Annotated in this window: 10 protein-coding genes and 2 tRNA genes; 10 read left to right on the top strand and 2 right to left on the bottom strand. The window is 69.9% G+C overall.

Translation table 11 applies throughout. From position 1 onward, the window contains the following. Window positions 1–19 precede the first annotated feature (19 nt). The gene (locus ACGFIR_RS00105) at window positions 20–994 is read right to left on the bottom strand and encodes a hypothetical protein (RefSeq protein ID WP_393142361.1); all 975 of its coding nucleotides are present in this window, start codon (window positions 992–994) and stop codon (window positions 20–22) included. A gap of 476 nt (window positions 995–1,470) precedes the next feature. Between ACGFIR_RS00105 and ACGFIR_RS00100 the strand changes: the two genes are divergently transcribed. The 10 genes from ACGFIR_RS00100 (at window position 1,471) to ACGFIR_RS00055 (ending at window position 10,864) form a co-directional block, all read left to right on the top strand. After that, window positions 1,471–1,561: transfer RNA gene (locus ACGFIR_RS00100), tRNA-Ser, on the top strand. Window positions 1,562–1,597: 36 nt separating this feature from the next. Continuing rightward, window positions 1,598–1,670, top strand: a tRNA-Arg gene (locus ACGFIR_RS00095). 968 nt (window positions 1,671–2,638) lie between these two features. Beyond that, entirely contained in the window at window positions 2,639–3,994 is a 1,356-nt protein-coding gene (locus ACGFIR_RS00090) for a helix-turn-helix domain-containing protein (protein ID WP_393005505.1), read from the top strand. Then, window positions 3,991–4,656, top strand: coding sequence for a 2'-5' RNA ligase family protein (locus tag ACGFIR_RS00085; RefSeq protein ID WP_393005507.1), 666 nt, complete (start codon window positions 3,991–3,993; stop codon window positions 4,654–4,656). The genes ACGFIR_RS00090 and ACGFIR_RS00085 overlap by 4 nt, the downstream gene beginning before the upstream one ends. Window positions 4,657–5,566: 910 nt before the next feature. After that, window positions 5,567–5,815, top strand: a complete 249-nt coding sequence (locus ACGFIR_RS00080) for a hypothetical protein (protein ID WP_393005509.1) — start codon at window positions 5,567–5,569, stop codon at window positions 5,813–5,815. Window positions 5,816–6,363: 548 nt separating this feature from the next. Then, window positions 6,364–7,038, top strand: a complete 675-nt coding sequence (locus ACGFIR_RS00075; RefSeq protein ID WP_393142359.1) for a GPP34 family phosphoprotein — start codon at window positions 6,364–6,366, stop codon at window positions 7,036–7,038. Between the two features lie 39 nt (window positions 7,039–7,077). Further along, window positions 7,078–8,571, top strand: coding sequence for an APC family permease (locus tag ACGFIR_RS00070; RefSeq protein ID WP_393142357.1), 1,494 nt, complete (start codon window positions 7,078–7,080; stop codon window positions 8,569–8,571). 12 nt (window positions 8,572–8,583) lie between these two features. Next, window positions 8,584–9,240: a GNAT family N-acetyltransferase gene (locus ACGFIR_RS00065; RefSeq protein WP_393142355.1), complete on the top strand. Its 657-nt coding sequence runs from the start codon at window positions 8,584–8,586 to the stop codon at window positions 9,238–9,240. Next, window positions 9,237–9,869 (top strand): GNAT family N-acetyltransferase, encoded by a 633-nt coding sequence (locus ACGFIR_RS00060; protein WP_393142353.1) that lies wholly within the window; start codon window positions 9,237–9,239, stop codon window positions 9,867–9,869. Before ACGFIR_RS00065 ends, ACGFIR_RS00060 begins: the two co-directional genes overlap by 4 nt. Window positions 9,870–9,967: 98 nt before the next feature. Further along, a complete protein-coding gene (locus tag ACGFIR_RS00055; protein ID WP_393142351.1) occupies window positions 9,968–10,864 on the top strand; it encodes a hypothetical protein in 897 nt (298 codons plus the stop codon). 337 nt (window positions 10,865–11,201) lie between these two features. Here ACGFIR_RS00055 and ACGFIR_RS00050 read toward each other — a convergent pair whose 3' ends face one another. Beyond that, window positions 11,202–14,111, bottom strand: coding sequence for a BTAD domain-containing putative transcriptional regulator (locus ACGFIR_RS00050; RefSeq protein ID WP_393005521.1), 2,910 nt, complete (start codon window positions 14,109–14,111; stop codon window positions 11,202–11,204). Window positions 14,112–14,186 lie beyond the last annotated feature (75 nt).

Genomic DNA, 14,186 nt, shown 5'->3' with positions numbered 1-14,186 from the left:
GGTGCGGGGGCGTCGTCGGTCAGTGGGGCGCGGGCCGCTGCCGGTAGGCCGCGACCGCGCGGGCGGCGAGCCGCTCGGCCGCAGTCGTGTCACCGGCAGCCGCCGCGAGCACCGCCGCGCCGGGCAGCAGCCGGGACGCCAGCCGCAGCGCCAGCCAGCCGCCCGTCTGCGCGACCAGCGGTGCCGCCAGCCGCCACGCGGCCTCCACCGCCCGGGGCCAACCCGCTTCGTCGGGCTCCCCCACCGACCGGGCCGCCGTCAACGCCTCCCGCGCGCTCTCGGCGTCCGGATGCACGCGGGTCAGCACCAGCAGGTCCACCGCCCGGTCCGGATCGGCCGGGTCCCGGCCGTACGCAGCCGCCAGGTGCAGCACCAGGTTGGCCTGCGCCCACAGCACGGCCGCCAACTCGGCCAGCGGCGCGAAGAGACCCGCCAGCGCGGCGGTCGCCCCACCTGCGCCGGCCTGCCGGACGAACCGCCGGGTCGCGAGCCGCGCCAGCCCGTCGGCACCCGCATCGGGGTACGCCTCCCGAAGCCGCTGTGCCCAGTCGCCGGCGCGTGGCCCGAGCACCTCGACAGCGGCCAGGGCCAGCAGCTCCGGCGCGAACGCGGGATGCTCGACCATTCGCGCGGCGGCCAGCCGAAGGACCCTCTCCGGCGTACGCACCAGCGGTGCGCCCGCCCCCTCGGTCCGGGTGTCGATGCCCGGGGCTGGCGTACGTCCCGGGACGGCCTTCTTCACTGCCTTCTTTGCGGGGACCGCCTTCCGGGCGGGCGTGGCCTTCGCCCCGGGAGTGGTCTTCCGGGCGGGCTCGGTCCGCGCGGCCGGCGTGGCCTTCTTCGCGGTCGCTCTCTTCTCTGGCACCTTCTTCCCGGGCTCCTTGCGTACCGGCTCCTTGCGCACGGGCTCCTTGCGCACGTCGTCGGCGGTTGTGCTTTCCGGGGCGGACGGGTCGGCGGCAGACGTCGGCTGGTCCCCGGGTACGACGGGCACGCGGTCACCGGTGTGGGGGACGTCACTCCCGTCGCTCTTCCCTGCCCGCGCAGGCCGCTTCCGCGAAGCCGGGTCGGCAGGACCAACGGCCTGGCGGGGCAGCGGCGGATCGGCCGCAGGCGGCTGGAACAGCACCGCGGGCGCCGGCTTCGCCCGCCGTGGGCGCTTCTCGGCACCCTCCGGCCCGGTCGGCTCCGGCGGTGCGGGCGGCGGCCTGAAGGTCGCCTTCGGGGAGCGTCGGCGTGCACCCTCAGCAGGCTCTCGGCGGTTCGGCTCGCGTGGCGGCTGCTCCTGCATATCGATGGAGCGTAGTCCTGATCACGCCCGCGTACGACAGTGAAAGGCGAGGTCGGGCCGAGCCCCGGCCCCGTCGCGGACCGCTCCGCGCGCGTGTGGGAGGGGGACCGGGGAAGTCGTTTTGCTCCCGATGGGTGGTGCCCTGTATTCTCGGGCCCGGTGGTCTGCAGGGCCACCAGGGAGACTTCGCCTAGTCTGGTCTATGGCGCCGCACTGCTAATGCGGTTGGGGTCTTAAAGCCCCTCCCGGGTTCGAATCCCGGAGTCTCCGCGCGAAAGCCGGGTGTGTAGACTGGCCAAGCACCGAGCGCCCGTAGCTCAACGGATAGAGCATCTGACTACGGATCAGAAGGTTAGGGGTTCGAGTCCCTTCGGGCGCACTTCACGATCAAGGCCGTAACCAGCGGAAACGCCGGTAGCGGCCTTGATCGCTTCCAAGTGTCGGGAAGGATTTTCCCAGGATTTGGAACTTGGTGCTCCGATGGTGCTCCGTTGTCGATGTGCTGTTCCGGCGGGGTTCCGTGCCGGCCAGTACGGTTGCCTGTCGCGTGGTCCGGATCACGGCCGGGATGCTGGGGCGTCAGCGGTGGCTGTTGTCCGCCGTGGTCACAGTTGTCGATCTTTCTGCATGGTGGGCGTTCGACGGTCGGTCGCGTTGACCTGGGCTGGCGCAGGGTGACAAGCGGATTATTCTGTTGGCCCGGCGATCAACGGCTGGTGACGACGGTAGATCCACGCATCTGACTTGCGCCCCACTCGCCGCCCGGACAACCGAGCCGATCGTTGGGCGCGGGCCGTGCACTCGGCGCTCGGCCCCGGATCGGGCGGGGGCACCCATTGCGGGGCTCCCGACCAAGGGCTGGACAGGCCGTCTGTCCCGGCGGTGCAATGGGTGCCGTGCCGGCGTGAGGGGCCAGGGCTGGCGCGGCCGATCGGGACCGGCACGAGTTCAGTTCGACCGCCCCACGCCCATGTGGCCGATCCTGCGGTGGGAACGTTCGCGACGAGAGCCGGGCGATGCTGCATGCTCATGGCTCCCCTCTGTGTCAAGACACCGCCGGGAGGAGGGTTCTATCCTGGGTCTCGGCGGGTCCAGAAAGTGACTTCTCTATTGTCGGCATCTGCCGACATCAACTCCGACAAATTTTGACACCGCGAACTGCCCTGCAGGGGCGCCGTCGGTCTCACAATGAGACCGACGACAGGTGTGCTGTGGGCACGACCCTGGCACTACCTGCGTTCGGTACCGACGCGGCCTTCGGGCGCATCGGTGACTGTCAGAGCTGGCAGCTGTGGTCTGCACGCTTCGGGACCGCGGCGTCTGCAGGGCGATCGGAGTTAGAAGCAAATGACCAACAGCGACGAGATCCGAGCTGCCCGTCGTGCGCTTGGCCGGCAACTCGCCGAGTTGCGAAAGGCCGCCGGTCACACTCAGCATGGTTTCGCCCGGCTCGTGCAGTACGGCCGCAGCTCTGTGGCGAACACCGAGACCGGTCATCAACACCCTGACCGCGCATTCTGGGTCCGCTGCGACACCACGCTGCAGACCAGGGGCATACTCGTCGCCGAGTACGACCGCATCGCCGAATTGGACCGCCAGCAACGTCGCCTATCGGTGATGCACGCGGTCGAGCCAACGTCTCAGTCGAAGACACCACCTCCCACCAACCCTGACGCACATTGTGCGGACGGCAGCACCGTTCTGTGGGAGCACGAGGATCGCATCGATGCCCGTCGGCTGGCGCTGAAGTCCGCAGCCGACGACGACGCGCGCCTGGCGTATCTCGAGAACGAGGTACGCCAGGCGATCTGCGACAACGAACGCCTCACCCCGGCCCTCCTCACGACACGTATGCGACCGCTGCGCGCCTACGTCGACCAACTCATGGCAGGCCGGCAACACCCACCGCAGCGCGCTCGGCTATACACCGCCGCCGCCCACCTATCCGGACTACTCGCCGCCCTCGCTCTGGACCTCGGCGCGTTCCGCGTCGCACACGCCTACGCCGCCGAAGCCTTTGCCCTCGCCGACGCCGCTAAGGAGCCCGACACACAAGCCTGGGCGCGGGCGACACAGAGCTTAATCGCGTTCTACACCGGCGACTACCACGACGCGCTGGCCTACGCCCAGGACGGCCTGCATCGCGCCGGCACGAGTCCACACCGCATCCGCCTCACGATCAACGGACAAGCGCGTGCCCTTGCCCGTCTCGGCGATCGCTACGGCGTCGACAGCGCTGTCGATCGAGCATTTGCCATGCTGTCCGACTACCCACCCGTCACCCAGGTCAGCACGAGCCTTGCGCTCGGCCCGTACTGCCAGGCCAGGACAGCAGCAAACGCGGCAACCGCCTACCTGGCCCTTGATCGCACCGCACACGTCAACGACCACCTCTCCACCGCCATCGCCGCGTTTGATTCAGCCGGGCTGCGCGGCCCGCAAGCACTGAGCCGCCTTGATATGGCGACCGCGCACCTGCACGTCAACGACCCCGACCCCGAACAGGCGGCCACCCTGGTGATGGAAGCCCTCACCCTCACTGCGGACCAGCGCTTCGAGTCGGTTCACCAACGTGCCCGGCAGGTCCTCGCCACCGCCGGGCCGTTCGCTCGCCACCCGCGGCTGCGGCAGGTGGCGGACCTGCTCGTTGAGCGCACTCAGGTCGCAATCGCAACGCCGCCGGCTCTACCATCGCCGCTATGACCAGCCGGGAACTGGCCAGCCTGCACCAGCGCTGGACCGCCTACCAGGATCTGCCCAAACTCATCGAACACTGGTACTGGCGCCCGGGCTGGCGAGCCGACCGCCGGTTCTACACCTGGCACCTTACTTTCGAACACCAGCCTGAACTGCACCGCCTCGTCACCGGCCTGCAGCGTCAGCTGGTGCTGCCGGGTCTGGACCTGGTGCCGCTTGATGGTCTGCACCTGACTATGCAGGGCCTCGGCTTCACCGACGAGGTCAGCGCCCCCGACCTCAACGCAATCGTCGCCGAAGTGCGGCGGCGTTGCGCCGGCTTGGCGCCGCTGGAGCTGTCCCTCGGCCCCGCCGACCCTGACGCCGAAGGAATCGGTCTGCTGGTCCAGCCTTGGGACCGCGTCGAACATCTCCGCGCCACCATCCGGGACGCCATCGGCACGGTGTGGCCAGCCGTGCCCGAGCCTGCGGGCGGATTCCGGCCGCACGTCACCATCGCCTACAGCGGCTCACGGGCGCCGACAGATCCGATACGTGCCCGGCTAGCCGAACTCCGTAATCAGCCTCCGGCACGGGTGACGGTGAGCGAGGTGACGCTGATCGCGCTGCGGCGAGAGAATCGCACCTATCGCTGGACGACTGCGGCAACGGTGTCTCTGGCCGGGTGACCGTAAACCCTGCCGTCGCTGGCGTGAGAACGGCTTGCTCCGGAATTCCGACCAACTCGGCAGGCGCATATTGACTGTAATCAGTGACGTACTGCTCTCCGGTGCTGTCGCTGACGGTAACCTCGACGTGATGTTGCCGGGTCTCTCTGCGGCGGGCCAATGTGGCGGGTGCGGCAAGGTAGCCGAGTCGATGACACGGTGACAGATGCCGCTGCCCTCGCACCACGTGTCGTAGTCGTCTGCCAGCACCGAGACCGGGCCGAGGGCCAGGGCGGTGGTGGCGGCGACTGGCGTGGAGGTTGTGGTGGGCGCCGTGGGCGTCGCGGCGGCTGCTCGTCAGGTCGGCGCTGGTGTAGCTCCACTCCGGTAGCTTCTGCTGCATGGCGAGCGCGATGCACGGCGCGAGAATCTTCTGAGCGCCGTTGTAGGTGTTTTCCACGGGCTTGCCGGCCACAGCCGGAGCGTGCAGGGCCGTGACGCCGAATACGAGGGCGAGAGGGCCGGCAACGAGAACCCCGCCCCTCCTGAGGCTACGAATGTCCACGCTTCCCCCTTTCACATGCACGCGTGCTGACGCGATCCACCGAATGTCCTGGATGGCAAGTCGAAAAGTGCCTGTCGGTGAATTCCGACAATCCACCGACAATCTTGTCTCCCTCGTGTGGCCACCAGTCCTGCCGGTGGCAACGGTGAAAGAGTCCCCCTAGGAATGTCATCCAGATGTCGGAATTCCTGGTTTCGGGTAGCCGACACCAATGGGTCTCGCCTTTAGTTTTTCATGTTGACGTGACGGATGAATCACCTCGATTGCTGCTCGCGTTCGTCCGGTTCCCGCCTGCACCCAATCGGTCGCGGTGCGCGTCGGTGCCGGGAGGCCGGTCCGCACATCCCGCTGAAGGAGGTAGCGCCGATGCGGCGCAAGTGGTTCGCTCCCGCCGGCGACGGCGAGACCTACAGCCCTTTAGGCATTGACTGTGAAGGCGCGGCCACGCTGTTCGGGGGCCGCAGCGGCTGGATCCGCACTCTTGGTGCATCCGACGAGCAAATTGTCCAGGGGTTCGCCGAGACCAACCGCGCGTTCTGGGCCTTGCTTGACGAGCAACCGCCGCCGCAGTCGCTTCGGCGGCTGGAGCCCCGCCGACGGAAGTGGCGGGCATGAAAGCGGCGCCCCCGATCCCGCAGATCGTCGCGGGCACCCTCTTGCAGCTCGGCGGCGACGACTGGTCCTTCGGCCGGGACCTCACCCCCGGCAGTCCGGTCGACGTTGTAGTTACCTGGCTCCGTAGCGATCTGGCGCACCTCAGCGACGAGTGGATGTGGGTGACCGGCCACCGCCCCGAGTGCCTTTACTCGAGTTCTGACGAGCACCTGCCTTGCATGGAGCTGCGGGTTCGCGTTGCCGCGCTACGTCGGTACGCGAGCGCGACATGAGCCGCGGTGACGAGCCGTGCGGCCCGGCCGACCGGTTTGCGTCCGCGCGGATGACCGTCAAGCAGCACGCCGATGGCCGCAGCTGTTTTCACTGCATGCCCGATGGCAGCTGCGAACAGAACGCCTGGGCGCTACAGGAACTCGCCCAGCGCCTGTCCGTCGCCCAGACCCTCGGCCGGTGCGCCCCCTTGACGAGTGACTAGAAAGGCCAGTTGCGTGCACACTCATCCCGGCATAGCCGACGACGCCGCTTGGCCTGTGCGCGTTCATGCTTCCGTGCCGCAGCGTCAGGTCCGGGCCGCAGGCAACGTGCCCGCTCGGCCCGCGCTAATCGCTGACGAGTTCTGGTTCATGGCCCACGATGACCAGACCGGTCGGCCGCGACTGTTCGAGTCCGCGCTGAACCACGGCTTGGCTGCTGCGTTGCTGGCTGAGCTGTACTCCGAGGAGCGGATCACCTTCATTGGTGGGCGGATTGAGGTGCTGCGGCCGTCGCCGCCGAAGGACTGGCTGCAGCATCTCGTCCTTGACCGGCTGACCACGCAGTTTCAGTACGCCGACGTCCGGACGTGGTTGGCGTTCCTGGCCGTGACCGCAGGTGAGCAGGTCACGACCCGGATGTGGCAGGTCGGGCTGCTGCGGCAGCAGCAGGTCGGCCGGCTGTGGCGTCAACGCACCATCCATGTCCCGACTGACATGAATGTCGCGGCGTCGTCGTGGGCGCGGCTGTCGGTTGATCTGCGGTTGACCCGCCGCCTGACCTCCTTTGACGTGGTGCTCGCGGGCTTGGCCCTGCATACCCAGTTGGACAGGGCCCTGCTCGACGGTGCGTCGCTGGCCGTCCGCACCCATCTGCGTCAGGTGGTCGCGCAGGCCCCACAACCGGTGCGCGAGCTGCTCGCCGAGCTTGACAGCGCTGTCGGCGGAAGCGTCCTGAGTTACCGCACCTGACGTGCGGTCACCCCCTCATCCCCTGTTGAGAGAGAACTGATGCGTTCATCGAAACCCGACACCGTCTCGGCTGTGCTGGCACGCGGCCGTCTCGGGATCCCGTCCGTGGTGTTCTTCGTCATCGCCGCGGCGGCGCCGCTGACCGTTGTCGCCGGGGGCGCGACCACCGGGTACGCCGTCACCGGCGTCGTCGGCATCCCCGTGTCCTACCTTGTCGTCGCCGCGATCCTGGCCCTGTTCGCCGTCGGCTACGTGGCCATGTCGCGGCGCATCGTCAACGCCGGCGCGTTCTACACCTACGTCGCTCACGGTCTGGGCAAGCCGGCCGGCGTCGCCACCGCCTTCGTCGCGCTCCTGGCGTACAACGCGATGCAGATCGGCCTCTACGGCGGGTTCGGCGCGGTACTGGCCCAGTTCCTGCAGGACCGCTACGGCTGGAACACGACTTGGTGGCTGTGCGCCCTGGCCGCGTGGGCTGCCGTGACCGTTCTCGGGCTGTTGCGTATCGACCTCAACGGCAAGGTGCTGGCCGTCGTGCTCGTCGCCGAGTGCGCCGTCGCGGTTGTCTTCGACGTCGTCATGGTCAGCAACCCGGCCGCCGGCGGCGTCAGCTTTGACACGCTCGCCCCGTCGCACATCTTCGCCGCTGGCATCGGTGCGGCGCTGGTCACCGCGATCACGGGTTTCGTGGGTTTCGAAGGCACCGTCGTGTTCAGCGAGGAGACGAAGGACCCGCGCCGGACCGTACCGCGGGCCACCTACATCGCGGTGGCGGTCATCGGTCTGCTGTACGGGCTGTCGGCGTGGGCGATGTCCGTCGCCACCGGCCCCGATAAGATCGTCGACTCGGCTCGCGCCGACGGCACCGACCTCATGTTCAACCTGGTGTCGCCGCATCTCGGCGCCAGTGTCGTTATGGTCGGTCGGGTCTTGTTCATCACCAGCCTGTTCGCCGCGCTGCTGGCGTTTCACCACACGGTCGCCCGGTACCTGTTCGCCCTCGGCCGCGAGCGTGTCCTGCCCGCGTGGTTGGGCCGCACGAGCCGCCGCACCGGCGCGCCGAAGGCCGGCTCGATCGTGCAGAGCGTCATCGCGGTAGCCGTCCTCGCCGGCTACGCGGTGGCCGGGGCCGACCCGATCGTGCACTTGTTCTTCTGGATCACCGTCACCGGCGGCCTCGGTGTCCTGATCCTGATGACCGTCACCTCCGCCGCGGTGGTCGCCTTCTTCGCCCGCACCTCACACCGCGAGGGCCTGTGGCGCACCGCGATCGCGCCCCTGGCCGCTGCTGGCGCGCTGGCCGCCATCCTCGTGGTCACCATCCAAGAGTTCGACGTCCTGCTCGGGGTCGCCGCGACATCGCCGCTGCGCTGGTGGGTGCCCGCCGCCTACGCCATCGCCGCCGTCCTCGGCGCCATATGGGCAGTCATTCTGCGCGCTACCCGCCCCGACGTGTTCGCCGCGATCGGGTTGGGCGCGGAGAGCACCACTGCTGCGCTGCGCACCCCCGACGCCACCCGCCTGCCGGTCTGACCAGGAGCGACCATGCGATCGAACAGCACCCTCACCGTCCGCCAGGCCACCTGCGACGACGCCGGCCCGCTCATTACCGTGCTGGTGGAGGCGTTCCTCAATGGGCCTGTCGCCGACTGGCTCGTCCCCGACCTCGACGAGCGCCGCAACGTCTACTTCCGCTACTTCACGCACGTTCTCCACCACGGCCTTGAGTACGGGCGCGTGGACACGACCTCCGACCGGTCAGCCGTCGCGATCTGGTACACCCGCGACGAGGTCCCACTACGGGCACCAGCCGACCACCACCACGAGGTGGAGAAAGCCACCGGCAGGTACGCACCGAGGTTCCTGCTGCTCGACGCCATCTTCGAAACGCACCACCCGCACGCTCCACACGACTACCTCGCCTACCTGGCTGTCGACCCACGCCACCAGAGCCGCGGCATCGGCTCGGCGCTGCTCACCACCGCCCACCACACGCTGGACGCGACCAACCGGGCGGCGTACCTGGAGGCCAGCAACACCCGCAACCGGGACCTGTACCTACGCCTCGGCTACCGCCAAGGCGAACCGATCCACCTACCAACCCAAGGCCCTCTGATCTGGAGAATGTGGCGCGGCCAACCAACCGACGGCACCCCCGCACCCTTCCCGACCGACCTCCTACCCCGCAGGCGACCACGGTGAACGGCCCCACCCTGGACACCACCATCCGCCAGGCAAAACCATCCGACGTAGCCGCGATCACGGTGCTGCTGGCCGCCACCCTCGACGATGACCCCGTCATCCAGTGGCTGCTGCCCGACCCCACCGAGCGCGTCACCGTCCTGCACCGACTGCTCGCCGTCGACGTCGATCACGCGATCGAGACCGGGACCGTCGACGTGACGCTGAACCTCTCGGCGGTCGCGGTGTGGCGCAGACACGACCCGGACGCCCCGCGCTGGCCGCTCGGGGACCACCACCTGACAACCTTCGCCGGCACCGCAGCCCACCGCCTGTCGCAGCTCAACTCCGCCATCGACAGCTACAGGTCCTGGGCGCCGCACCACTGGCTGTCGTGGCTCGCCGTACACCCCGCCTACCAGCGGCAGGGCCTCGCCAGGGAGCTATTGCGCCGATACCACCAGGTCGTCGACGGCACCGGATGGCCGATCTACACCATAGTCACCACCGCAGCCGCTCGGAACATGTTTCGCCAGCAGGGGTACCACGCCGCCCTGCCGCTGCATCTGCCCAGCGGACCGACGCTTTGGCCCTTGAACAGGAGGGCCCGCCCGGTCCGCCCGACAGCCGTTTCTTGCCGCTACTGCTGATCACCGCGGCGCCGCCGATCGGCGCTGGGCCGCTCCATGCTCCGGCGCCGATCCAGCGCCGGATCGCCGCCGCCAGGGAGGAACCACACCCCATGCCCATGCCCCGACGACACGGACCCACCCGCCTCGTGGTGGGTCTTCTCGGCAGCGTCCTGCTCACCGCCTGCCAGTCAGGCCCGCCCACCGGCCGGTCGACGTCCACACCATCATCGCCGTCACACCAGCAGCAACGACCCGCCCTCTTACCCCCCTCGGTCGCCACCGGACCGAACCTCACCCCGCAGCAACGCCTGACCGCCCTCGCCGCCAGCATCGCCGCTGTCCCAGCCGACACCACCACCGATCGGCCCTACACCTACCTGCACCTGCAGATGTGGAACCGCGCCACCAACGCGATCACCCGCACCGACCTGCGACGCTGGCGACGCAGCGCGGACAACTCCGGACGCGAAACCACCCGCCGCCTACCCGACATGCTCGGCGTCAACCACCACCCCGACCCCGACGAACGGAAACTGTTCGCACACGCCCCACAGAAGACCACTCAGTACGGGCAGGGCACCCTGCGCCACTACCTGCCCGAGCCGTCACCCACCGACCCCACCACGCTGGCCCACGCCCTCGCGCCACCGATACTGGCCAACGAACCCGCGTACCCCCTCCTGCTCGCCTCCGGCGTCGTCGGACTCGCCACCAGCCAATACCTCAACCATCAACAGCGAATCGCGACCCTGCGACTCCTCGCCAGCATCCCCACCATCACCTACCAAGGCAAAACCACCGACATCGCCGGCCGCACAGGCCTGGCCTTCGCGGTGACCGCCGACGGGTCAACCTGGCAACTCATCATCGACGGACACACAGGCGAACTCCTGGCCGGCCACGAACGTGTGACCGGCACACGACCGGGCCTGTTCTCGTACGTGCTCATCCTCGAACGCGGCCACACCACTGACACCTCCGAGCCCTGTGAGCCACCCACTCCGGTCGAGTAGCGGTCTGAGCCCGGTCGACCGCCGCAAGCCAGGCTCGAATAACCACAGGGTGCCACTGATCAAGGGCATCCCCAGCCGGCCCCGGGAGTGTTGCGATTTCGACACACTCCCGGTAACCAACGCAGTCCGCCACGGCGACGGCCACGGACGTCTGCGAAGCAGAAGGTGCTGGGCAGGCCCGGAACAGGTGTTGTGGTGGTTGTCAGAGGTGGGTAGAGGGCTGGCCCGGCCGTCCGTGCGGGCGCCGCTGGTGGCGCCCCGGAGGATCCCGGCCGGAGCGGAACGTCCCGCCCTGCCAACCTCCGCGATGCGCGACCGTAGCCGCCCGCGACGATGATCAGCCGGCACCAGCCGGCCGGCGTCCGCCGTGCACCTCCGAGCGCGCGGTCCGCGCCCGCAGCTCGGCACGGACCTCGTCGGCCTCGGCGCTGCCCACCTCGGTGAACAGGGCCAGCGCCAGCCGGAGCTGTTGGATCCCGCCAGCGGGGTCACCGCGCCGGAACAGCATCCGGCCGAGCCGGCGTAGCGCCACCGCTTCTCCGTGGCGGAAGTCGGCCCGCCGCATCGCCTCCACGGCCAGTTCGGCGTACCGGACGGCCGGACCGACCTGTCCGTCGCCGAGGCACGCCTCGGCCAGGGTGCCCATCAGGCTGCCCCGGTTGCGCTCGTTGAGCGGTACGCCGGCGACCGCCAGGCCACGCCGCAGGTAGTGCAGCGCCGAGCGGTAGCGACCGAGCATGCACTGCACCTCGCCGAGGTTGCCCAGCGCGTTGGCCTCGATTTCCGGGGCGGCGCTGCGGCGGGCGAGGCGTGCCGCCGCCCGGCAGTGGCGGATCGATTCCTCGTAGCGGCCGGCCAGGCGGTACGCCATGCCGATGTTGCCCTTGGTGGCGGCGCAGGAGCGCAGGTCGCCGAGCCGCTGCCGCAGCCGCAGGCTGCGCGTGAAGCATTCGGCCGACTCCTCGTACTCGCCGGCCATGCCGTGCAGGACGCCGAGTTGGTTGAGCGCGCGGGCTTGGCCCTCGTCGTCGCCCACGGCACGGCTGATCTCCAGGCCGCGGCGCAGCAGGCGCGTCGCCTCTTCGGTGCGGTGCAGGTGGAAGTAGGCCACCGCCAGGTCGTGCAGCAGACCCGCCTGCGCCACCCGGTCGTCCAACCGCTCCGCCGCGGCGATCCCCGCCTGGTCCACGGTGATCCAGTCGCCCACGTGACCGCGCATCTCGAAGAACAGGAAGAGGCTGTCGGCCAGATCGACGCCAGCGCGCGCGGTGGCCGCCGAGGCGGCGGACTGGACCACGGCAGCCACCAGGTTCGGTCGTTCGGCGATCAGCCACTCCAGCGCCGCGTCGGCGTCCACGAAGTGTTCCGGGCCGCTGACCGGCGCCGCCCGGGTGCCCGGACGCAGCAACGCCACCGCATGGCGGGTCCGCTCCAGGTAGTACGTGAACATCCGGTTCAGGGCGGCCGTCCGCTGCGCTTCCGTCTCGTCTTCGGCCCGCTCACGGGCGAAGAGCCGGATCAGGTCGTGCAGTGCGTACCGGTTCGCCACGGGCTCGTCGAGCAGTCGCGCGTCGACCAGCTCGTCGAGCGCGTCCAGCGCCGACGACACGTCGACGTCGAGCAGCGCCGCAGCCACCGCGCAGGTGACGTCCGGGCCGTCGACGGCGCCGATGAGCCCGAACAGCCGGGGCGCCAGCGGATGTGTCAGGTGTTGGTAGCTGACCAGGAAGCTGCTGCGCACCGCGACGTCGCCCAGGCGCAGCTCGTGCAGCACGCGATGCTCGTCGCGCAGGCGGTCGTCGAGCGTCGCCAGGGTCCAGTTCTCTCTGGCCGCCAGGCGCGCGCCGGCGATCCGGATCGCCAGGGGCAGTCCGCCCAGCCGGCGGACCAACCGGGCGGCGGTGTCGGCCTCGGCGTCGATCCGCGTGGCGCCGACGAGCCGGCGGAGCAGTTCGACGGCGTCGGCGTCGTCGAGCACGTCGAGTTCCAGGTGGGTGGCGCCGTCGACGTCGCTGAGGCTGCGACGGGACGTCACCAGGACCGCGCACCCGGCGCCGGCCGGAATCAGGGGCCGCACCTGCCCGGCGTCGTACGCGTTGTCGAGCACCAGCAGCAGGCGCCGGTCGGCCAGCAGCGACCGCAGCGTGGCCGACGCCTCGGCCACGTCGACGGGGATCGCCGTCTCGGCGACACCGAGCGTCCGCAGGAGGCGGCCCAGCGCGTCTAGGGGCGACACCGGGAACACGCCGGCCGTGGCACCGCGCAGGTCCACGTAGAGCTGCCCGTCAGGAAAGGAGTCGGCCACCTGGTGCGCCGCCCGCACCGCCAGCGCCGACTTGCCGACCCCCGCCGGTCCGCTCACCACGCACAGCGGCATGCCGGATCCGGGCCCGGTGCTCAGCGCGTCCCGCAGTGCCGCGAGAGCCCGCTCCCGCCCGACGAGCGTCGGCACGGTGTGCGGCAGCTGCCGGGTCGCCGTAGCCGCCGGCCTGGGCGCGCGGGTGTCGGTCGGCGCCGGCTTCGCCGCCAGTTCGCCGAGCCGGTGCAGCACCGGGCCCGGTTCCAGTTCGAGCTCGTCGGCCAGGGCCCGACGACATCGCCGGTAGGCGTCGACGGCCTCACCGCGGCGCCCGAGGTGGTGCAGCGTCATCACCTGCTGCTCGGCGAAGCGCTCGTGCAACGGGTACCGCGCGACGAGTTCGTCGAGCACCGCCAGCATCTCGTGGTGCCGGCCCAGGTCCAGCCCGACGTCGACGTACTCCTCGTACGCCGTCAGCCGCTGCCGGTGCAGCCACGCGACGTTGACCCCGAAGCTGCCCAGGCACGCCACGTCGGCCAGTGGGTCACCACGCCACAGGTCCAGCGCGCACCGGTAGAGCGTGCCGGCCTCATCGATCAGGCCGGACCCCGCCGCCGCACGGGCGGACTCCAGGAGGGCGTCGAACCGGGACACGTCCAGTTCGGCCGGGTCGACCGTCATCCGGTAGCCGGGCGGGTCCGACGCCAGCCGGTCACCCACGAGCTGCCGCAGGCGCCACACGTGGAGCTGGACGTTCTTGCGCGCGGTGCGGGGCGGCTCGTCACCCCAGAGCAGGTCGACGATGTCGTCGACCGCGGTGGCCCGGTTGGCGTGCAGCAGCAGCGCGGCGAGCACCGCCCGCTGCCGGGGCGGACCGGCGGGGACAGGCTGATCGTCCGCGCAGATCTGCACCGGACCGAGCAGCCCGAAGGTCAGCCGACCACCCATACCCCCGAAGCATAGCGGCCCATCTATACCAGAAATAGAACGGCGGCTGGGAAGCTGCGCCGCACCTCCCACCGG

Origin of the sequence: Micromonospora sp. NPDC049051, from assembly GCF_043197575.1 — a bacterium.
GTDB lineage: Bacteria > Actinomycetota > Actinomycetes > Mycobacteriales > Micromonosporaceae > Micromonospora.
This window is presented reverse-complemented; position numbering and strand designations above follow the sequence as displayed.

Excerpts from the sequence above, each read along its gene's own strand:
- ACGFIR_RS00050 (WP_393005521.1), bottom strand. The coding sequence starts at position 14,111 with ATGGGTGGTCGGCTGACCTTCGGGCTGCTCGGTCCGGTGCAGATCTGC.
- ACGFIR_RS00070 (WP_393142357.1), top strand. The coding sequence starts at position 7,078 with ATGCGTTCATCGAAACCCGACACCGTCTCGGCTGTGCTGGCACGCGGC.
- ACGFIR_RS00090 (WP_393005505.1), top strand. The coding sequence starts at position 2,639 with ATGACCAACAGCGACGAGATCCGAGCTGCCCGTCGTGCGCTTGGCCGG.
- ACGFIR_RS00085 (WP_393005507.1), top strand. The coding sequence starts at position 3,991 with ATGACCAGCCGGGAACTGGCCAGCCTGCACCAGCGCTGGACCGCCTAC.
- ACGFIR_RS00055 (WP_393142351.1), top strand. The coding sequence starts at position 9,968 with ATGCCCCGACGACACGGACCCACCCGCCTCGTGGTGGGTCTTCTCGGC.
- ACGFIR_RS00065 (WP_393142355.1), top strand. The coding sequence starts at position 8,584 with ATGCGATCGAACAGCACCCTCACCGTCCGCCAGGCCACCTGCGACGAC.
- ACGFIR_RS00080 (WP_393005509.1), top strand. The coding sequence starts at position 5,567 with ATGCGGCGCAAGTGGTTCGCTCCCGCCGGCGACGGCGAGACCTACAGC.